The 19,291-nt window shown below is 67.1% G+C and carries 19 protein-coding genes; 11 read left to right on the forward strand and 8 right to left on the reverse strand.

Features of this window, described 5'->3' with window-relative positions; all coding sequences use genetic code 11:
- Position 1 precedes the first annotated feature (1 nt).
- The 4 genes from N4R40_RS02150 (at position 2) to N4R40_RS02165 (ending at position 2,703) form a co-directional block, all read left to right on the forward strand.
- On the forward strand, positions 2-1,216 hold the full coding sequence (locus N4R40_RS02150; protein WP_261605724.1) for a phosphoglycerate kinase: 1,215 nt from the start codon (positions 2-4) through the stop codon (positions 1,214-1,216).
- Positions 1,207-1,992 carry a triose-phosphate isomerase gene (gene tpiA / locus N4R40_RS02155; RefSeq protein ID WP_261605725.1) on the forward strand — a complete coding sequence of 262 codons (786 nt, stop codon included), beginning with the start codon at positions 1,207-1,209 and terminating at the stop codon, positions 1,990-1,992. The genes N4R40_RS02150 and tpiA overlap by 10 nt, the downstream gene beginning before the upstream one ends.
- 106 nt (positions 1,993-2,098) lie before the next feature.
- Positions 2,099-2,347 carry a preprotein translocase subunit SecG gene (gene secG / locus N4R40_RS02160; RefSeq protein WP_215486355.1) on the forward strand — a complete coding sequence of 83 codons (249 nt, stop codon included), beginning with the start codon at positions 2,099-2,101 and terminating at the stop codon, positions 2,345-2,347.
- Positions 2,347-2,703 (forward strand): RNA polymerase-binding protein RbpA, encoded by a 357-nt coding sequence (locus N4R40_RS02165; protein WP_261605726.1) that lies wholly within the window; start codon positions 2,347-2,349, stop codon positions 2,701-2,703. Before secG ends, N4R40_RS02165 begins: the two co-directional genes overlap by 1 nt.
- A 45-nt stretch (positions 2,704-2,748) precedes the next feature.
- On the opposite strand, the gene pgl is transcribed toward N4R40_RS02165, so the two are convergent.
- The 6 genes from pgl to tkt are packed head-to-tail and all read right to left on the reverse strand — an operon-like array spanning position 2,749 to position 10,872.
- On the reverse strand, positions 2,749-3,528 hold the full coding sequence (gene pgl, locus N4R40_RS02170) for a 6-phosphogluconolactonase (RefSeq protein ID WP_261605727.1): 780 nt from the start codon (positions 3,526-3,528) through the stop codon (positions 2,749-2,751).
- Between the two features lie 9 nt (positions 3,529-3,537).
- The gene (locus N4R40_RS02175; protein WP_261605728.1) at positions 3,538-4,470 is read right to left on the reverse strand and encodes a glucose-6-phosphate dehydrogenase assembly protein OpcA; all 933 of its coding nucleotides are present in this window, start codon (positions 4,468-4,470) and stop codon (positions 3,538-3,540) included.
- Complete coding sequence (gene zwf, locus N4R40_RS02180) at positions 4,467-6,050, reverse strand: glucose-6-phosphate dehydrogenase (RefSeq protein WP_261605729.1); 1,584 nt, start codon at positions 6,048-6,050, stop codon at positions 4,467-4,469. Before zwf ends, N4R40_RS02175 begins: the two co-directional genes overlap by 4 nt.
- A 15-nt stretch (positions 6,051-6,065) precedes the next feature.
- Entirely contained in the window at positions 6,066-7,685 is a 1,620-nt protein-coding gene (locus N4R40_RS02185) for a glucose-6-phosphate isomerase (RefSeq protein ID WP_261605730.1), read from the reverse strand.
- Positions 7,682-8,800 (reverse strand): transaldolase, encoded by a 1,119-nt coding sequence (gene tal, locus N4R40_RS02190; RefSeq protein WP_261605731.1) that lies wholly within the window; start codon positions 8,798-8,800, stop codon positions 7,682-7,684. Before tal ends, N4R40_RS02185 begins: the two co-directional genes overlap by 4 nt.
- Positions 8,797-10,872 carry a transketolase gene (gene tkt, locus N4R40_RS02195; protein ID WP_261605732.1) on the reverse strand — a complete coding sequence of 692 codons (2,076 nt, stop codon included), beginning with the start codon at positions 10,870-10,872 and terminating at the stop codon, positions 8,797-8,799. Before tkt ends, tal begins: the two co-directional genes overlap by 4 nt.
- A gap of 295 nt (positions 10,873-11,167) precedes the next feature.
- Between tkt and N4R40_RS02200 the strand changes: the two genes are divergently transcribed.
- Positions 11,168-12,094 carry a heme o synthase gene (locus tag N4R40_RS02200; protein ID WP_407665816.1) on the forward strand — a complete coding sequence of 309 codons (927 nt, stop codon included), beginning with the start codon at positions 11,168-11,170 and terminating at the stop codon, positions 12,092-12,094.
- Positions 12,095-12,287: 193 nt separating this feature from the next.
- Here the strand turns inward: N4R40_RS02200 and N4R40_RS02205 are convergent, their stop codons facing one another.
- Together N4R40_RS02205 and N4R40_RS02210 are read right to left on the reverse strand one after the other, a co-directional pair.
- Positions 12,288-12,686 carry a dinucleotide-utilizing enzyme gene (locus N4R40_RS02205; RefSeq protein ID WP_261605734.1) on the reverse strand — a complete coding sequence of 133 codons (399 nt, stop codon included), beginning with the start codon at positions 12,684-12,686 and terminating at the stop codon, positions 12,288-12,290.
- A gap of 85 nt (positions 12,687-12,771) precedes the next feature.
- Positions 12,772-13,758 carry a COX15/CtaA family protein gene (locus N4R40_RS02210; RefSeq protein ID WP_261605735.1) on the reverse strand — a complete coding sequence of 329 codons (987 nt, stop codon included), beginning with the start codon at positions 13,756-13,758 and terminating at the stop codon, positions 12,772-12,774.
- A 251-nt stretch (positions 13,759-14,009) separates the two neighbouring features.
- On the opposite strand from N4R40_RS02210, the gene sufB reads away from it, so the two are divergent.
- The 6 genes from sufB to N4R40_RS02240 all read left to right on the forward strand — a co-directional run bounded on the left by sufB (position 14,010) and on the right by N4R40_RS02240 (position 19,291).
- Positions 14,010-15,428 carry a Fe-S cluster assembly protein SufB gene (gene sufB / locus N4R40_RS02215; RefSeq protein ID WP_261605736.1) on the forward strand — a complete coding sequence of 473 codons (1,419 nt, stop codon included), beginning with the start codon at positions 14,010-14,012 and terminating at the stop codon, positions 15,426-15,428.
- Positions 15,428-16,609, forward strand: a complete 1,182-nt coding sequence (gene sufD / locus N4R40_RS02220) for a Fe-S cluster assembly protein SufD (RefSeq protein WP_261605737.1) — start codon at positions 15,428-15,430, stop codon at positions 16,607-16,609. The genes sufB and sufD overlap by 1 nt, the downstream gene beginning before the upstream one ends.
- Entirely contained in the window at positions 16,606-16,935 is a 330-nt protein-coding gene (locus N4R40_RS02225) for a non-heme iron oxygenase ferredoxin subunit (protein WP_261605738.1), read from the forward strand. The genes sufD and N4R40_RS02225 overlap by 4 nt, the downstream gene beginning before the upstream one ends.
- An 11-nt stretch (positions 16,936-16,946) precedes the next feature.
- Positions 16,947-17,717, forward strand: coding sequence for a Fe-S cluster assembly ATPase SufC (gene sufC, locus N4R40_RS02230; RefSeq protein WP_261605739.1), 771 nt, complete (start codon positions 16,947-16,949; stop codon positions 17,715-17,717).
- A 10-nt stretch (positions 17,718-17,727) separates the two neighbouring features.
- Entirely contained in the window at positions 17,728-18,057 is a 330-nt protein-coding gene (locus tag N4R40_RS02235; protein ID WP_261605740.1) for a metal-sulfur cluster assembly factor, read from the forward strand.
- Between the two features lie 73 nt (positions 18,058-18,130).
- The gene (locus N4R40_RS02240; protein WP_261605741.1) at positions 18,131-19,291 is read left to right on the forward strand and encodes a MalY/PatB family protein; all 1,161 of its coding nucleotides are present in this window, start codon (positions 18,131-18,133) and stop codon (positions 19,289-19,291) included.

Below are 19,291 nucleotides of genomic sequence, written 5' to 3' on the forward strand. Positions count from 1 at the left end.
CATGGCTCTGCGTACCCTCGATTCGCTGGGTTCGCTGGCCGGTAAGCGCGTCATCGTCCGTGTTGACTTCAATGTCCCTCTGAAAGAGGGCGTCATCACGGACGATGGCCGTATCCGGGCAGCACTTCCCACGCTCAACCATCTCCTCAACCAGGGCGCCCGCGTCATCGCGTGCTCGCACCTGGGTCGCCCGGACGGTGCACCGGACGCGAAGTACAGTCTCGAGCCGGTCGCTCAGCGGCTGTCCGAGCTTCTCGGCGCACCGGTCGCGTTCGCACGCGACACCGTGGGGCAGTCCGCCCAGGACGCTGCCGGCGCCCTCGCCGACGGTGAGATCGCCGTGATCGAGAACCTCCGCTTCAACCCGGGGGAGACCGCGAAGGACGACGCTGAGCGTCGCGCGTTCGCGGAGCAGCTCGCTGCCCTCGGTGACGCGTTCGTCTCGGACGGCTTCGGTGTCGTCCACCGCAAGCAGGCCTCGGTCTACGAGCTCGCTGAGCTCCTGCCGTCGGCCGCCGGGTTCCTGATCGAGAAGGAGGTCGACGTGCTCGACCGCCTGACCGAGAACCCCGAGCGCCCGTACGCCGTCGTCCTCGGCGGATCGAAGGTGAGTGACAAGCTCGGCGTCATCGAGCACCTGCTGCCGCGCGCCGACAAGATCCTCGTCGGTGGCGGCATGCTCTTCACCTTCCTCGCGGCCCAGGGCCACCCGGTCGGAAAGAGCCTGCTCGAGACCGATCTGCTCGACACCGTCCGCGGATACATCACGACCGCGCACGAGCGGGGCGTGGAGCTCATCCTCCCCGTGGATGCGGTGATGGCGTCCGGCTTCGCCGCCGACGCTGATCACGTCATCGCCCCCGCGGATGCCCTCGAGGACACACCATTCGGAGCGGACGGGATGGGCCTGGACATCGGCCCGGCGTCGGCGGAGCTGTTCGCCGAGGCGATCCGCACCTCGAAGACGGTGTTCTGGAACGGCCCGATGGGTGTCTTCGAGATGGCGGCTTTCGCGGCCGGTACGAAGACCGTTGCGGCGGCCTTGACCGAGGTCGACGGCCTGTCGGTCGTCGGCGGCGGCGACTCGGCTGCCGCCGTGCGTCAGCTCGGTTTCACCGATGACCAGTTCGGTCACATCTCCACGGGTGGCGGCGCCAGCCTGGAGTTCTTGGAGGGCAAGAAACTGCCCGGTTTGGAGATTCTCGGATGGCAGTGAGAACCCCGCTCATCGCGGGCAACTGGAAGATGAACCTCGACCACCTGCAGGCGGTCGCGTTCGTGCAGAAGTTGCATTGGACGCTGAAGGAGGCCGGGCACGAGAACGGCTCCGTCGAGGTCGCGGTCTTCCCGCCGTTCACCGACATCCGCACCGTGCAGACCCTGCTGGATGCGGACAAGATTCCGTTCTCGCTGGGTGGTCAGGACCTCTCGACGAAGGACTCCGGCGCCTACACGGGCGAGATTTCGGGTGCCTTCTTGAAGAAGCTCGATTGCGGATACGTGATCATCGGGCACTCCGAGCGCCGCGACTACCACGCCGAGACGGACGATGTCGTCGCCGCCAAGGTGCAGGCCGCGCTTCGCCACGGACTCGTTCCGGTGATCTGCGTGGGGGAGACGTTGGAGCAGCGCGAGCAGTCCGGTCCCACCGCCGTCTCGGTCGCCCAATTGCGGGCCGCCCTGGAAGGCATCTCCGCGGATGCCGACATCGTCGTAGCGTACGAGCCGGTCTGGGCGATCGGCACGGGTCAGGTCGCCTCTCCCGAGCAGGCGCAGGAAGTGTGCGTCGCCTTGCGCGCCGTGATCGCGGACGTGCTCGGTGACGACGCGGCGGCACGCACGCGTGTGCTCTACGGCGGTTCGGTGAAGTCGGGCAACATTGCGAGCTTCATGCGCGAACCCGATGTCGACGGAGCTCTCGTCGGTGGCGCGAGCCTGGTGGTCGACGAGTTCGCCGCCATCATCCGATACCAGAAGCACGTCGGCGTCTGACCGTACGTCGACAGGCCCGGGGACCCGTGAGAGTCTCCGGGCCTGTCGACGGTATACTTGAAAATTGTGCGCCCTGTCGCGGGCGCAGCGAAAGGCTTCATCGATCGTGGACATCCTCGAGTTCGTTCTGCAGGTGCTGCTGGGTATCACCAGCCTCCTGCTGACTCTGCTGATCCTGCTGCACAAGGGTCGCGGTGGCGGCCTGTCCGACATGTTCGGCGGCGGGATGAGCTCGGCGATGGGGTCTTCGGGTCTCGCCGAGCGCAACCTCAACCGGTTCACGGTGGTGCTCGCTCTTGTCTGGTTCGTGGCGATCGTCGCCCTCGGCCTTATTACGAAGTTCCAGGGGATCTGATGGCATCCGGCGGAAACGCAATCCGTGGCACCCGTGTCGGTGCCGGCCCGATGGGCGAGCAGGACCATGGACACCACGCGGACCGTATCTCGGTCTCGTACTGGGATGCCTTGGGCAACGAGACCGTGCGGCATTTCGCCGCCGGGATCGCCGAGGAAGAGATCCCCGAGACGATCGACTCGCCTCACTCGGGTCTTCCGGCCGGGCGCGACAAGGCCAACCCGCCGGCTCTCGCCAAGGCAGAGCCGTACAAGACTCACCTCGCGTACGTGAAGGAACGCCGCACCGAGGACGAGGCGGAGACGCTCCTCGAGGACGCTCTGCAGCAGTTGCGCGAACGGCGCGGCCAGGACTGAGCGACTCGGCACGTCCACGGCGGGATCGCCCGCGCGTGCGTGCTCTCAGTACTCGCCGTCGATGAGCTCGATCGGCACGTTCGTCGCCGCAGCCTGGTCGACGAACAGGATCGTGCGCTTGCGGCCCTTCGCTCCGGCCGCGGGGACGGTTTCGTAGCTCGCACCGGCCAATGCCAGGCCGAGCGCCGAGGCCTTGTCTGTGCCGACGAGCACCATCCACACGCGCTTCGACGAGTTCAGCACGGGCCTCGTGAGCGTGATCCGCGTCGACGGCGGTGTCGGGGAATCGTAGACCGGCACGACGGCTCGGTCCTTGACCTGGATCTCGGGACGGTCGGGGAACAGCGACGCAATGTGGGCGTCAGGTCCGACACCCAGGAAACAGACGTCGAAGGACGGCCACGGCTGGTCGTCCTGACCGAATCGCGCGAGTTCAGCGGCGTACTCCTCTGCCGCGGTATCCGCATCGACGCCGTCATCGGCGGCGTGCATCGCGTGGATGTTCTCGGCCGGGACGTCGATCTGGCTGAGGAACGCGGCGCGCGCTCCGCGCTCATTGCGCAGATCGTCCTCACGGTCGACGAACCGCTCGTCGCCCCACCAGAAGTGGACGCGCGACCAGTCGATCGAAGCGCGCGCAGGGTTGGCGCCGGCGGCTTCGAGCACCTGCGTGCCGATCATCCCGCCGGTGAGGCCCACATGCACGGTCTTTCCCGCGCTCGTGCTCTTGGCGATCCGTTGGATCAGGCGGCACGCGACGTTGGAAGCGACCGTGGCCGGATCGGAGTCGATCACGACACGTTTGTCCGTCCAAAACTCGGCCATGTGTGACTCCTACGTCGTCGCGGGACCGAGCAACTCCCAGCCCTCCGTGATCACTCGACCATACAAGACGTCGGGATCCAGACGGCGCAGCTCCTCGGCGAGGCATTCGCGCAGCGTGCGCCGGGGCAGGACGATGTCGTGCGACGGCTGCCCCGGCTGGGTCAGGGTCGCGTCGATGTCATTGCTGCGTTCGAGCACGATGTCGCCGCCTGCGCGGACGAGCCGCACGAGTCGGATGCCGTGTGACCACTCGTCGGGGGGAGAGTAGCGCCAGGTGACCGGCACGCCGAGCTTCAGGCGCAGCCAGGCAGCCAGAAGCCCCGTGGACGGCGAACTTCCGGCACCGACGACCTCGATCGCGGTGATGGGCTCGTACGGCGGCTGATCGAGCACAGCGGCCAGCTGTTCACGCCAGTGGGTGAGGCGCGTCCAGGCGAGGTCGGTGTCACCCGGCGCGTAGGAGGGGCCCAGGGTCGAGAGCCGGTCCGCGGCGAACGGCTTGGTCGAGGCGTCCGTAATACGACGCTGCGCCATCCGTCCGATCGGGGACTGCGCGGGCTGAGCCGGCGGGTAGTCCGGCCACCAGGCGACGACCGGAGCATCCGGGAGCAGGAGTCCGGTGATGAGGCCCTCTTGATTGCTCGCGGCGTCGCCGGTCGCGCGGAGGACGATGACCTCGCTCGCGCCGGCGTCGCCGCCGACACGAATCTGCGCGTCGAGTTTCGCAGGGCCATCGGGATCGGTGATCAGCACGATGACACGCATCGGGTGCTCACGAGATGCATCGTTGGCGGCCTCGATCGCCTCCTCTTGCAGCCCGTGGGTCGTCACGATCACGAGCGTCAGTACGCGACCGAGAGCGACGGCGCCGCCTTCTTCCCGGACGTTCACGAGCGAGCGGGCGATTTTGGACACTGTGGTGTCCGGCAGGTCGACGATCACGGGCGCCTCCAGACGCGGCCGTCACGGGCCAAGAGTTCATCGGCGGACGGGGGGCCCCACGAACCGGGGGAGTATTGCTCGAGCGGGTCATCTTGCTTCGCCCAGTACTCCTCGACGGGGTCGAGGATCTTCCAGGACAGCTCGACCTCTTCGTGCCGCGGGAACAGCGGCGGGTCACCGAGCAGCACATCCAGGATGAGCCGCTCATATGCCTCGGGGCTCGACTCGGTGAAGGCGTGGCCGTAACCGAAGTCCATCGTCACGTCGCGCACTTCGTTCGCGGCGCCGGGTACCTTCGAGCCGAAACGGATCGTGACTCCCTCGTCCGGCTGGACCCGGATCACCAGCGCGTTCTGGCCGAGTTCGAGCGTCTGATTGCGCTGGAACAGGTGCTGCGGTGGCCGCTTGAACACGACGGCGATCTCGGTCACACGGCGTCCGAGCCGCTTGCCGGTGCGCAGGTAGAACGGCACTCCGGCCCACCGACGTGTCGCGATTTCGAGCTTGACGGCCGCGTAGGTCTCGGTCGTCGAATCCGTCTTCATGCCGTCTTCGGCCAGGAACCCCGTGACCTCTTCGCCGCCCTGCCACCCACCGGCGTACTGCCCGCGCGCGGTCGCCGTCGCGAGGTCGGCCGGCAGACGGACTGCGGCGAGCACTTTCTCTTTCTCGGAACGCAGATCAGCCGCCTCCATCGAGATGGGCTCTTCCATCGCGGTGAGCGCGAGCAGCTGAAGCAGGTGGTTCTGGATGACGTCGCGCGCCGCACCGATCCCGTCGTAGTACCCGGCGCGACCGCCGACGCCGATGTCCTCGGCCATCGTGATCTGCACGTGGTCGACGTAGTTCGCGTTCCAGATTGGCTCGAACAGCTCGTTCGCGAAGCGCAGCGCAAGGATGTTCTGCACGGTCTCTTTGCCGAGGTAGTGATCGATGCGGAAGATCGAGTCGGCCGGGAAGGCGACCTCCAGAGCGGCGTTGAGTTCGCGCGCGGTCTGCAGATCGCTCCCGAACGGCTTCTCGATCACAACGCGTCGCCAGGCGTCGGGGTTTCCGGACTTGTCGTCGACGAGACCGGAGTCCTTCAGCTGCTTCGCAACGATCGGGAAGTCACGCGGGGGGATCGACAGATAGAACGCGTGGTTGCCCATCGTGCCGCGTTCGGCGTCGAGCTTCTCGACCGTTTCGCGCAGTCGGCGGAACGAGTCGTCGTCGCCGAACTCGCCGGACACGAACCGGATGCCCTGAAGCAGCTGCTTCCAGGTCTCCTCACGGAACGGGGTCCGTGCGTACTGGCGAACAGCATCATGGACGACGTTGGCGAAGTCCTGATCCTCCCAGTCGCGTCGCGCGAAGCCGACCAGCGCGAAGCCGGGGGGCAGCAGACCACGGTTGGCCAGGTCGTACACCGCCGGCATGAGCTTCTTGCGCGACAGGTCGCCCGTTACGCCGAAGATGACGAGCGCACTCGGACCGGCGATGCGGTTGAGGCGGCGATCGTCATCGTCGCGGAGCGGGTTGTTGTCGCGGGCGATCGGAAAGGGCGAATCGGGGCGGGGCCCCGTGGATTCCTCGGACATCGGTGGGTGATTCTCCTACTGGGCTGCTTCGAACAGCGAAAGGACCTCGGCCTGAGGATCGGTGAGGGTGAGCGTGACGACGGGGCGACCCTGCGCGATCAACACAGCGGCGTCGCCCGCGGCCTGCGCCGCGATCAGCTGGCCGAACGTGAACGGGCGCGCGGGGATCTCGAGGTCGACATCGCCGGCCTCGAGGATCTGCAGGAAGACGCCCGTGGCGGGACCACCCTTGTGGTACTGGCCGGTCGAGTGCAGGAACCGCGGACCCCATCCGAACGTCGTCGGGCGGCCGCTGTCGGCAGCGACGAGTTCGCGCAAGCCCGACAGCTGCGGCAGCGCGAGACGATCGACATAAGCCTGGATCGCAACGTAGCCATCGGAGCCGACGTGCTGCCAGAGGGCATCGAGCACTCCGGGCAGTGTGCCCGAGGCTGCAAGGGCGGGATCGGAGACGCGGACCTCGACACCGTTGACCGTGAAGGCGGGCGCCGTGGGTTCGGGTCGGGCATCGAGCAGACCACGTGTGGCGTCCTTCGCCGATTCGACGTCGGGCTGGTCGAAGGGGTTGATGTCGAGGATGCGACCCGCGATGGCCGTGGCGTACTCCCAGACGACCAGCTGCGCGCCGAGCGAGCCGCTGATGAGAACCTCATCGGGGTGCTGCTCGAGGATGTGGAAATGGACGGCATCGTCGACGAGGCGGACGATCTGCATATCCGCGGGAGTCTGCTCGACCTCCGGGGAGACGGGCAGCAGAACGACCGGGAGGATGCCGGTTCCGTTCTTCCCCGTCGATTCGGCGACGAGCTGCTCGATCCAATCGGGCAGGCCCACGATGTGCGTACCGTCGCTGACGAGGCCCAGCTTGTCGCGCCGCGGCGTGCCCCCGGCGATCGCGGCCGCGAGGACCAGCGCCGGGTTGCGAGGGTCATCGATGGCGACCTCGAGAAGCGTCGCTTCGGCCTCATCGAGGAGCTCGGAGATGTCGACACCCGCGAGGCCGGTCGGAACCAGACCGAACGCCGTGAGCGCGGAGTAGCGGCCGCCGACCGTCGGATCCGCGGGGAAGACGCGGTAGCCGGCGGTGCGGGCAGACGCCTCGAGCGGAGATCCGGGATCCGTGACGACGACGATCCGTTCCGCAGGGTCGATGCCGAGATCGGTCCATGCGGCTTCGAATGCCCGCCGCGCGGAGTCGGTCTCGACGGTGGAGCCCGACTTCGAGGACACGACCAGGACGGTCTGGGTCAGATCACCGGCCTCGGCGTCGCCGTCGAGCGCTGCCAGGACCTGGCCCGGAGCGGTCGAATCGAGGATGACGAGCGGAACGCCCGCCGTTGCGGCGATGACTTCGGGCGCGAGGGACGATCCGCCCATGCCGGCGAGGACCACGCGCGTGATTCCCCGCGCGACGAGGTCGGCGCGGAGCGCCTCGATCTCGGCGACGAGCGGGCGCGATACCGAGACGGCCTGCACCCAGCCGAGTCGCCGGCCCGCTTCGGCCGCCGCATCCGGACCCCAGAGATCAGGGTCTTCCGCTGTGATCCCGCTCGCGACGAGATCGGTGACGAGGCCCGGGAGGGTCGCGGCGACGACGTCCTTGACGTGTCCCGAGACGTGGATCTCGAAGCTCATCGCTGGCTCTCGGGAGCACCCGTGAGCGCCGCCGTGACGGTGCCCTGAAGGTCGTGCCACGAGGCGATGAACTTCTCGACGCCCTCGTCCTCGAGCAGCTGAGTGACGTCGACGAGGTCCACGCCGATCGCGGCGAGGTCATCGAACACGGCGTGCGCGTCGGCGTAGTTGCCGGTGATCGTGTCACCCGTGATCACGCCGTGATCTCTCGTCGCGGCGAGGGTCTTCTCGGGCATCGTGTTGACGGTGCCGGGGGCGACGAGCTCGGTCACATACAGCGTGTCGGGGAGCGCCGGATCCTTGACACCGGTCGAGGCCCAGAGCGGCCGCTGCACGTTCGCGCCGAGCGCGACGAGGTCCTGCGCGCGCTTCTCGCCGAACTTCTGCTCGAAGAGCTCGTACGCCAGTCGGGCGTTCGCCAGACCCGCCTTTGACTTCAGCGCCAGGGCCTCGTCGGTACCGATCGCAGTCAGACGCTTGTCGACCTCGGTGTCCACGCGCGAGACGAAGAAGGACGCCACCGAGTGGATGCTCGAGAGATCGAAATCGCCGCCATGGGCGCGCTCGAGACCGGCGAGGTACGCGTCGATGACCTCGGCATAGCGCTCCAGGCTGAAGATGAGCGTCACGTTGACCGAGATACCCGCGGCGATGACCTCGGTGATCGCCGGGAGGCCCGCCTGGGTGGCGGGGATCTTGATGAGGACATTGGCACGGTCGACCGTCGCGAAGAGCTTCTTGGCCTCCGCGATCGTGGCCGCGGTGTCGTGCGCGAGGTCGGGCGAGACCTCGATCGACACGCGTCCGTCGACGCCGGCGGTCGCGTCGTAGATCGGGCGGAAGATGTCGCAGGCATCGCGCACATCCGTTGTCGTCAGGGCGAAGATCGTGTCGTCCGTGGACGCTCCCGCGCTCGCCTGCGCGGCGATGGCCTCTTCGTAGCCGATACCGGCGCTGATCGCCGCCTGGAAGATCGACGGGTTGGTCGTCACGCCGACGACGTCGTGGGAGTCGATCAGTTCCTGGAGGTTTCCGGTCGTGATGCGCTGGCGCGAGAGATCGTCGAGCCAGATGCTGACACCGGCGGCGGACAGGTCCTGAGTGGGCGTGCTCATGCGTTCTCCTTGACAGTTGCGCGGGCCGCCTCGGCGACCGCTTCGGCGGTGACGCCGAACTTCTCGAACAGGGTCTGGTAATCGGCCGATGCGCCGAAGTGATCGATTCCGATCGAGCGACCGGTGTCTCCGACGATCGTGCGCCACAGCGGCGTCGAGCCGGCCTCGACCGACACCCGGGCCTTCACCGCGGCGGGAAGTACGGATTCGCGGTACGCGGCATCCTGCTCGTCGAACCATTCCAGAGACGGAGCGGAGATGACGCGAGCGCGGATTCCCTCGGCGGCGAGGGTCTCACGCGCCGTGACGGCGAGCTGGACCTCGGAACCGGTGGCGATGAGGATCACGTCGGGGGTGCCACCCTCGGCATCCACCAGCACGTAGGCGCCGCGCGCGACACCCTCGGTCGTGGCGAAGCCGCCTTCGCCACGCGGGAACACGGGAATGTTCTGACGTGTCAGCGCGATGCCCGTGGGCCCGCCCTGGCGACGCAGGATCTCGACCCATGCGGCGCTCGTCTCGTTGGCGTCTGCCGGACGGACGACCGTGAAGTTCGGGATCAGGCGGAGCGTGGCGATCTGCTCGATCGGCTGGTGCGTGGGCCCGTCCTCGCCGAGGGCGACGGAGTCGTGCGTCCAGACGAACACCGAGGGGATGTCCATCAGCGCGGCCAGACGCACGGCAGGGCGCATGTAGTCGGAGAAGATCAGGAATGTCCCACCGAACGGGCGGGTGGGGCCGTGGAGCTTGATCCCGTTGACGATCGCGCCCATCGCGTGTTCGCGGATGCCGAAGTGCAGCACACGTCCGTACGGATCGCCCGACCATTCATGGGTCGACCACTCGGCCGGGATGAAGCTCTTCGCGCTCTTGATCGTCGTCAGGTTCGACTCGGCGAGGTCGGCCGAGCCGCCCCAGAGCTCAGGGAGCTGTTCGGCGAGTGCGTTGATCACCGTTCCGGACGCGGCCCGGGTCGACACGGCCTTGCCCGCCTCGAACGTCGGCGCGGAGAGGTCTTCCGGCAGCGCGCCGGATTCGAGGCGATCCAGGAGAGCCTTGCGCTCGGGGTTCGCGGCCGCCCAGGCATCGAAGTCCGCCTGCCACGCGGCACGCGTCTCGGCAGCGCGTTCCGCGAGGCTGCGCGTGTGTGCGATGACGTCGTCGGCGACGACGAAAGACTGCTCGGGGTCGAACCCGAGCACCTTCTTGGTCGCGGCCAGTTCGTCGGAACCGAGGGCGGAGCCGTGGATCTTTCCGGTGTTCTGCTTGCCGGGGGACGGCCAGCCGATGATCGTCTTCAGGATGATCAGCGACGGCTTCGACGTCTCGCCCTTCGCCGCTTCGATCGCCGCGAAGAGCGCGGCGACATCCTCGACGTACTCACCGGTCTTCTTCCAGTCGACCGTCTGCACGTGCCAGCCGTACGCCTCGTAGCGCTGCGCGACATTCTCGGTGAAGGCGACGTTGGTGTCGTCCTCGATGGAGATCTGGTTGGAGTCGTAGATCGCGATGAGGTTGCCGAGCTCCTGGTGTCCGGCCAGGCTCGACGCTTCGCTCGTCACGCCCTCCTGCAGGTCCCCATCGCCGGCGATCGCGTAGACGAAGTGATCGAACGGGCTCGTACCGGGCGCAGCCTCCGGATCGAAGAGTCCACGCTCATAGCGTGCCGCGTAGGCGAAACCGACGGCCGAAGCCAGACCCTGGCCCAGCGGGCCGGTCGTGATCTCGACGCCCTTCGTGTGGCCGTACTCGGGGTGGCCGGGGGTCAGCGATCCCCACGTGCGCAGCGCCTTGAGGTCATCGAGTTCGAGTCCGAACCCGCCCAGGTACAGCTGCACGTACTGCGTGAGCGACGAGTGGCCGACCGACAGGATGAAGCGATCGCGGCCGAGCCAATCGGTGTCGGTCGGGTCGTGCCGCAGCACCCGCTGGTACAGGAGATAGGCGGCGGGGGCCAGGCTCATCGCCGTGCCGGGGTGGCCGTTCCCGACCTTTTCCACCGCATCCGCTGCGAGTACTCGGGCGGTGTCCACCGCACGTCGATCGATGTCATCCCAGCGCAGTTCCGACACGTGGTGCCCTTTCACAAGAGGGGGAGTGCATCCGACACGCAACTCCGGAGCGCAGCGATCACGCGCATCCGGCGCTGGGGGACGCCTGTGGTTTCAGCTTAGCGAAGTGGTGTGCGCCAGAGGTCATGCGCGCTTCGATGTGACGCAGTCTTGCGCACGTGCCGCAGAGCGGTGTGTCTGGACTGTGTCGCGCGTGGGTCCGCTCCCTCACGCACGACGGGGTGTCGATGTGAGGGGCCGGCCGCAGAAGCACATGTCGTAGACTGGGGGAGATCACAGGACTGCGGCGGAGGCGATGAACGTGACGACGACGCGCGAGGTCCCCCAGGACTCCTCGGCCCGCACCGTGGGCCGAAAGGTCCGCGCCTATGTGACGCTGACGAAGCCTCGCGTTCTCGAGCTTCTGCTGGTGACGACGGTTCCGGTCATGATCCTCGCCCAGGGCGGCATGCCGAACCTCTGGCTGGTCCTGGCCACCGTCATCGGCGGTGCGATGAGCGCCGGTTCGGCAGCGACGTTCAACATGTACATCGATCGCGACATCGACGCGCAGATGCGACGCACCGAGAATCGCCCGCTGGTCACCGGCGAGGTTTCGCCCCGGGGTGCGCTGGTGTTCGCCTGGACGCTGGCCGTGGTCTCCACCGTGTGGCTGTGGGTGACGACGAACTGGATGGCGGCGACGCTCAGCGTTGCGGCGATCTTCTTCTACGTCGTCATCTACTCGATCATCCTCAAGCGACGTACCGAACAGAACATCGTCTGGGGAGGAATCGCGGGCTGCTTCCCGGTGGTGATCGGATGGTCGGCTGTCACCGGATCGTTGTCCTGGGCCTCGTTGATCCTGTTCGTGCTCGTTTTCCTCTGGACCCCGCCGCACTATTGGCCGTTGTCGATGAAGTACAAGGGTGACTACGCCGAGGCCGACGTTCCGATGCTCGGCGCGACGCGCGACGGCATCCAGGTGGGGCTGCAGGTCATCCTCTACGCATGGGCGACGATTGCGTGCTCGCTCTTGCTGATTCCGGTGGCCGGCATGGGCGTGGTCTACACCGTCTCGGCGCTCGTCTTCGGCGGCTGGTTCCTCTACGAGTCGCACGTGCTCTACAACCGTGCGGTGCGCGGCGAGCAGATCAAGCCGATGCGTGTCTTCCACGCATCCATCACGTACCTCACGCTGCTGTTCGTCGCGATCGCCGTCGACCCGCTTCTGCCGTTCTGACCGCTGGCCGCGCTCCGCGGCAGTCACCGGATTCGGGTGATGTCACCGGATTCGGGTGATGTCACCGCGGGTATCCGAATCTGCGGCATCCGTCCGATTCCGGTGTCGCGCGCGGGTGCGGATGCTGTCCCCGCAACGCAGAAGACCTGCACCCGGAACTGGTCCGGGGTGCAGGTCTTCGGTCCCGCGAGGGTCAGCGTGCGATCGGGGCGTCGGCCTCGTCGGTGTGCGTGACGTCCTCGGTGTGCGTGACGTCCTCGGTGCGCGTGGCGACCGACTCGTCGGCTTCCACCCATGCGGGAGCGTCGATGACCTCGACCGGTGCGACCGGCGCGAAGGAGCGCAGTGTGGCGAGCGTGGCGGCAAGGGCCAGGCCGATCAGACCGGCGCCGACCAGGATCGCGCCCAGCACGGCCCAGATCTGTCCGGCGTAGACCTCGACGCCCGTCGCGGTGCCGTCGGCGAGGGTTGTCGCCATGGTGCCCAGCTTCTCGACGAGCACAAAGGCGCCGGCGCCGATCGACACGACGGAACCGCCCAGAAGAATCCAGAACGGGACGCTACGCGTCAGGCGGGGGCGGGTGATGGTCATAGGGGAGACTCCTCGGGGTTCACATCGTGCGAGCGCACGACTCATCCACCCTGGAGGACGGTTCCGTGTAGGTGCCCAGCGAACCCTATGAAATGGCTGTGGACGTTTCACCGACCGCGATGACGGCGCGTGGCGCCGAGATGTGCAGGACGACGGCGGTCATGGCGGCGACCAGGACGACAGCGAGCACCATGTGGATGTTCACGAGCGCGATCGGGAGACCGGTGCGCGCCTGCCACAGACCCACGGCGATCTGGATGACCTCGACCGCGAGGAGGAGACCTGTCCATCGGGGGAGTCGGAGGATCCCCGGCATCCGGAAGGAACCGGCGAACAGCAGCAGAGTCAGGGCGAAGAGCACGTAGGCCGGCCAGCTGTGCACGTGCTGCCAGAAGATCGGGTCGAGACCGTTTCGGGCAGCCTGATCGTCGCCCGCGTGCGGACCGGATCCGGTCAGCAGGATGCCGACGAGCACCGTCACCAGGGTGGCGGCACTCGTCAGATGGACCAGGAGCGCGTATCGACGCGGGACCGCGACGCGTCGGGGGCCGGGTTCGGCGTACACGCGGAACACGTAGACGGCCGCGAGGGCGACGAGCACCGCGGAGACCAGGTAGTGGAACCCGACGATGCTCGGGTGAAGATGCAGCCAGACCGTGATGCCGCCGATGATGGCCTGGAGGATGATGCCGAAGCCGATCGCCAGCGTCAGCTTCATGAGCTCCGGACGCTCCGTGCGCAGTCGCAGCACCGAGAGGAAAGCGAGCAGCGCGACGATCACCAGGACGCCGGTGAGCGTGCGGTTGCCGAACTCGATGAGTCCGTGGATGCCGAGCTCGGCGGTCGGCACGAGCGACTCCGACGTGCAGTACGGCCACGTCTCACACCCCATGCCCGATCCGGTCAAGCGCACGAGTCCGCCCGTGCCCACGATGACGATGTTGCTGATCAGGACGAGCCACGCGATGACCCGGGTGCCACGGCCGATACGCTGCGGGAGTCGCTCGTACAGACGGCCGATGACGGTCGCGCGGGCTGCCGGTGGCGATTCAACGGTGGGGACGTGGGACATGACTGTCGCCTCCTGGGTGCGCGCCTGTGAATGGGCGCCGGCCACGTCCGGGGGAGGGCGTTGCCTGTAGACTTGAGGGGTGGGCACGGCGACTCTCAACGCGTCGCGCCCACTCACAGTCTAAGCGCGCGACCCGTGTGCACTGATAAGACGCAGACAGCCCTGAAAGCGGCATCCCACCCCTCGCTCACTCCCGAGAGGCAAGGAATGTCGGAACGGATGACACCGTTGGGTCTAGAAGGAGGCAAGCCATGTCGGATGTGCTGATCGACCGGCCGGAGCTCGAAGGACTCGGAACGTACGAGTTCGGGTGGCACGATGCGGATGCCGCGGGCGCCGTCGCGCAACGCGGGATCAACGAGGACGTCGTCCGCGGAATCTCCGCGCTGAAAGACGAACCCGAATGGATGCTGAAGACGCGCCTGAAGGGCTACCAGCTCTTCGGCCGCAAGCCCATGCCCACGTGGGGCGCGGACCTCAGCGAAATCGACTTCGACAACATCAAGTACTTCGTGCGGTCGACCGAGAAGCAGGCGCAGACGTGGGAGGACCTCCCCGAGGAGATCCGCGAGACGTACGAACGCCTCGGCATCCCCGAGGCAGAGCGCGCTCGTCTGGTGTCGGGTGTTGCTGCGCAGTACGAGTCCGAAGTGGTCTATCACCAGATCAACGAGGAACTCGAGGCGCAGGGTGTCATCTTCATGGACACCGACACGGCGCTCCGTGAGCACCCGGAATTCTTCGAAGAGTACTTCGGTAGCGTGATTCCCGCCGGCGATAACAAGTTCGCGGCGTTGAACACGGCTGTCTGGTCGGGTGGGTCCTTCGTCTACGTCCCTCCGGGCGTCCACGTCGAGATCCCCCTCCAGGCGTACTTCCGTATCAACACGGAGAACATGGGCCAGTTCGAGCGGACCCTGATCATCGCCGACGAGGGCTCGTACGTCCACTACATCGAAGGCTGCACGGCGCCGATCTACAAGAGCGACTCGTTGCACTCGGCGGTCGTCGAGATCATCGTGAAGAAGAACGCACGCGTGCGCTACACGACCATCCAGAACTGGTCGAACAACGTCTACAACCTCGTGACCAAGCGCGCCGTCGCCCATGAGGGCGCGACGATGGAGTGGATCGACGGCAACATCGGATCGAAGGTCACGATGAAGTACCCGTCGATCTTCCTGGTGGGCGAGCACGCGAAGGGTGAGACTCTCTCGGTCGCGTTCGCCGGCCCCGGTCAGCACCAGGACGCCGGCGCCAAGATGATCCACATGGCGCCGTACACGCAGTCCTCGATCGTGTCGAAGTCGATCGCCCGCGGTGGTGGGCGAGCCGGTTATCGCGGCGAGGTCCGCGTGGAAGCCAATGCGCACCACTCGGCCAACACCGTGCGATGCGATGCGCTGCTCGTCGACACGAAGTCGCGCTCGGACACGTACCCGGCGATCGATATCCGTGTCGATGACGTGCAGCTCGGCCACGAGGCCACGGTCTCGAAAGTCAGCGAAGAACAGCTGTTCTACCTCATGAGCCGCGGGATGCCCGAAGACGAGGCCATGGCCATGATCGTCCGCGGCTTCATCGAACCCATCGCTCGGGAACTGCCTATGGAGTACGCCCTCGAGCTGAACAAGCTCATCGAGATGGGCATGGAAGGATCCGTCGGCTGATGACGACAACAACCGAGGCCCCCACCCACGTGGAGGGCCACATCGACCCTGCCGCGGCATTCGTGCCGGTGCAGACCCGCTCGGAGCGTCCGCGCTCCTTCGACCCGGCCGATTTCGGGGTGCCGACGGGCCGTGAGGTCAACTGGAAGCACACGCCGTTGCCCCTCGTGCAAGAGCTCTTCGTCGATGAGCCTGCGCCGCACGGCGTCATGGCCGTCGACGTGAGCGCACCGGCCGAGGTGGAACAGCTCCGGCTCAAGGTCGGCGAAGCGCCGCGCGGCGAGCACTTCCGCCCGGAAGACCTCTCGAGCGCGATCGCGTGGACTCAGGAGGAGGAAGCTCCTCTCATCCGGATTCCGGCCGGCGTGGAGCTGACCGAACCGGTCATCGTCCACCTGACCGGCACCGGCGGCGTGGCGCACGCGCACGTCGTGATCGAGGCGCAGGCGAACTCGCGTGCGACGGTCGTCCTTCGACACGACGGTGACGCCCGCCACGCCCAGAACGTCGAGATCATCGCGCGCGACGGCTCGAACCTGACCGTGATCTCCGTCCAGCGCTGGGACGCCGACGCCGTGCACCTCGCCGCACATCAGGCGCGCGTCGATCGCGACGCCACCCTGACGCACTTCGTGGTCAGCCTCGGCGGCGCGCTCGTCCGGGTGAATCCCTCGGTCGAACTCGCCGGCGCGGGTTCACGCGGCTACCTGTACGGGCTGTCGTTCGCGGATGCCGGACAGCACCTGGAGAGCCAGGTCTACCTGCACCACAAGGGTCCGCACACGACCGGCGACGTGCTCTACAAGGGCGCATTGCAGGGCGCGAGTGCGCGGAGCGTCTGGATCGGCGATGTGCTGATCGGTCGCGACGCCGCGGGCACAGACTCGTATGAGGCGAACCGCAACCTCGTGCTGACCGACGGTGCACGCGCCGACTCGATCCCGAACCTCGAGATCGAAACCGGCGACATCATCGGCGCCGGCCACGCGAGCGCGACCGGTCGTTTCGACGACGAGCAGTTGTTCTACCTGCAGGCCCGCGGGATCTCCGAAGACGAGGCACGGCGACTGGTGGTGCTCGGATTCTTGAGTGAAATCGTCCAGCGGATCGATCTCCCCGATCTTCAGGCCGAGCTGTCCGCTGCCGTCGAGGCGGAGCTCGCCGCAGGAGAGCTCGCATGAGCGCGCAGAAGGTGCTGAAGCTCAGCGAGCTGGAACAGGATGCCGCGGTGCGCGTCGTGATCGACGGCATCCCCATGGCGGTCGTGCTCGACGCCGAGGGCGAAGTGCACGCGATCGGTGACACCTGCACGCACGGCGACATCTCGTTGGCCGAGGGTTTCGTCGAGGGCGACACCCTGGAGTGCTGGGCGCACGGCTCCGCGTTCTCGTTGCGTACCGGCCGCCCGCTGAACCTCCCGGCCTACGAGCCGGTCCCTGTCTACAACGTCACGATCGACGGGGATGACATCCTCATCGATCCGCACGTGACCAAAGAAGTGAACTGAAAAGGAAAACCATGGCTGTTCTCGAGATCCGCGACCTGTATGTGACGGTCACGACGGATGCCGGTGAGACCCCCATTCTCAACGGCGTGACCCTGACGGTCCGCACGGGTGAGACCCACGCGATCATGGGGCCCAACGGGTCGGGGAAGTCGACCCTCGCCTACACGATCGCCGGTCACCCCAAGTACACCGTCACCAGCGGCACGATCACGTTCGACGGCGAGGACGTCCTCGCGATGACCGTCGACGAGCGCGCGCGCGCCGGCCTGTTCCTCGCGATGCAGTACCCGGTCGAGATCCCCGGCGTCACCGTCACGAACTTCCTCCGCACGGCCAAGACCGCCGTCGAGGGCGAGGCTCCGGCCATCCGCGCGTGGACGAAGGACGTCAAGCAGGCCATGAAGAACCTCCGGATGGACCCGAAGTTCGCGGCGCGCAACGTCAACGAGGGCTTCTCCGGTGGCGAGAAGAAGCGGCACGAGATCCTGCAGCTCGAGCTCCTCAAGCCCGCGATCGCCGTCCTCGACGAGACCGACTCCGGCCTCGATGTCGACGCCCTGAAGATCGTCTCCGAGGGCGTGAACCGCGCGAAGGACGCCACCGATCTGGGTGTGCTCCTCATCACGCACTACACGCGGATCCTGCGCTACATCACTCCCCAGTTCGTCCACGTCATGGTGGCCGGCCGGATCGTCGAAGAAGGCGGGCCCGAGCTCGCCGACCGTCTGGAAAACGAGGGCTACGACCGCTACCTCGACCCCGCTGCACCGATCGAGGCCTAGGATCGACGTCATGACGGACACGCTCAGCCCGGAGAAGTACGACGACGTCACCGAAGCGCTCAAAGAGGTCATGGACCCCGAGCTCGGCATCAATGTCGTCGATCTCGGCCTGATCTACGACCTCAGCTGGGATCAGGAGAACGACGCGCTCGTCATCCACATGACGCTGACGTCGGCCGGGTGCCCGCTGACCGACGTTCTCGAAGAGCAGACCGCGCAGGCCCTCGACAACGTCGTGGACCGTTTCCGCATCAACTGGGTGTGGATGCCGCCGTGGGGTGCCGAGCGCATCACCGACGACGGCCGCGACATGATGCGCGCTCTCGGCTTCGCTATTTGAGATGCGTCTGCGACTCAGGTTGAGTAGCGGCGCGGAGCGTCGCGTATCGAAACCTCGGCGATAGGCTCGACGGGTGAGTATCGCCCCCCTGGACGCCCTGCCATTGGAGACCCTGCGACGTCGGTCGAGCACGAAGTGGCGGACCTTCCCGGAGGACGTTCTGCCGCTGTTCGTCGCGGAGACCGATTTCCCGCTCGCTGAACCGATCCGCGCGGTCCTCGCCGAAGCGGTCGAGATCGGCGACACCGGCTACACGCCGCCGGATCCGGGAGTCCGCTCGGCGTATGTCGGATTCGCACGCCGTCGTTTCGGCTGGGAGATCGAACCGCAGCGCGTGAGTTGGACCGGCGATGTCATGATGGGCGTCGTCGAGCTCCTCCGTGCCACGGTGACGCGCGGTGACCGGGTGGTCATCACTCCGCCCGTCTATCCGCCGTTCTTCTTCTGCATCGAAGAGGCCGGCGGCGTGCCGCAGGACGTGCCACTGCTCGCCTCGGACGACGGCTGGTTGCTCGACCTGGAGGGGATCGAGACGGCGCTGGCGGATGGCGCGCGCGCCGTGTTGTTGTGCAACCCGCACAACCCGACGGGAACCGCGCACGCGAAGGAGAGCCTGGCTGCCCTCGCCGAAATCGCGGCCCGGTACGGCGCGGTCGTCATCAGCGACGAGATCCACGCGCCGCTGGCACAGCCCGGCAGTGGGTTCACGCCGTTCCTCATGGCGTCGGCGACCGCCGCCGAGATCGGCTATGCGGTGACGAGCGCGTCGAAGGCGTTCAATCTTGCGGGTCTGAAGTGCGCGCTGATCGTCACCGGCGCCGACGCGACCACCGCCGTCGTCCGTGGGCTCCCGCGTGAAGTGGAATGGCGCACGGGACTGTTCGGCGCGATCGCGGCGGTCGCCGCCTTCGACGAAGCATCCGATGCGTGGCTGGATTCGTTGCTGGCGCGTCTCGACGAGAACCGGATGCTGCTGGCCGACCTCGTCGCCGAACACCTGCCGCTCGCGCGTTTCGCGATCCCGGATGCCGGCTTCCTCGCCTGGATCGATCTGTCCGCGTACGGCTGGGGCGATGATCCTGCCCGCGCGATCCTCACCGGCGCCCGTGTCGCGCTCCACCACGGCCCCGAGTTCGGGGCGGGCGGCGCCGGCTACGCGCGGCTCAATTTCGGCTGCTCGCCCGATGTCCTGCGCGAAGCCGTGGCGCGGATCGGCGCCCTCGCCCGGGCGTGA

It is taken from the genome of Microbacterium memoriense, from assembly GCF_025398275.1.
Classification (GTDB): domain Bacteria; phylum Actinomycetota; class Actinomycetes; order Actinomycetales; family Microbacteriaceae; genus Microbacterium; species Microbacterium memoriense.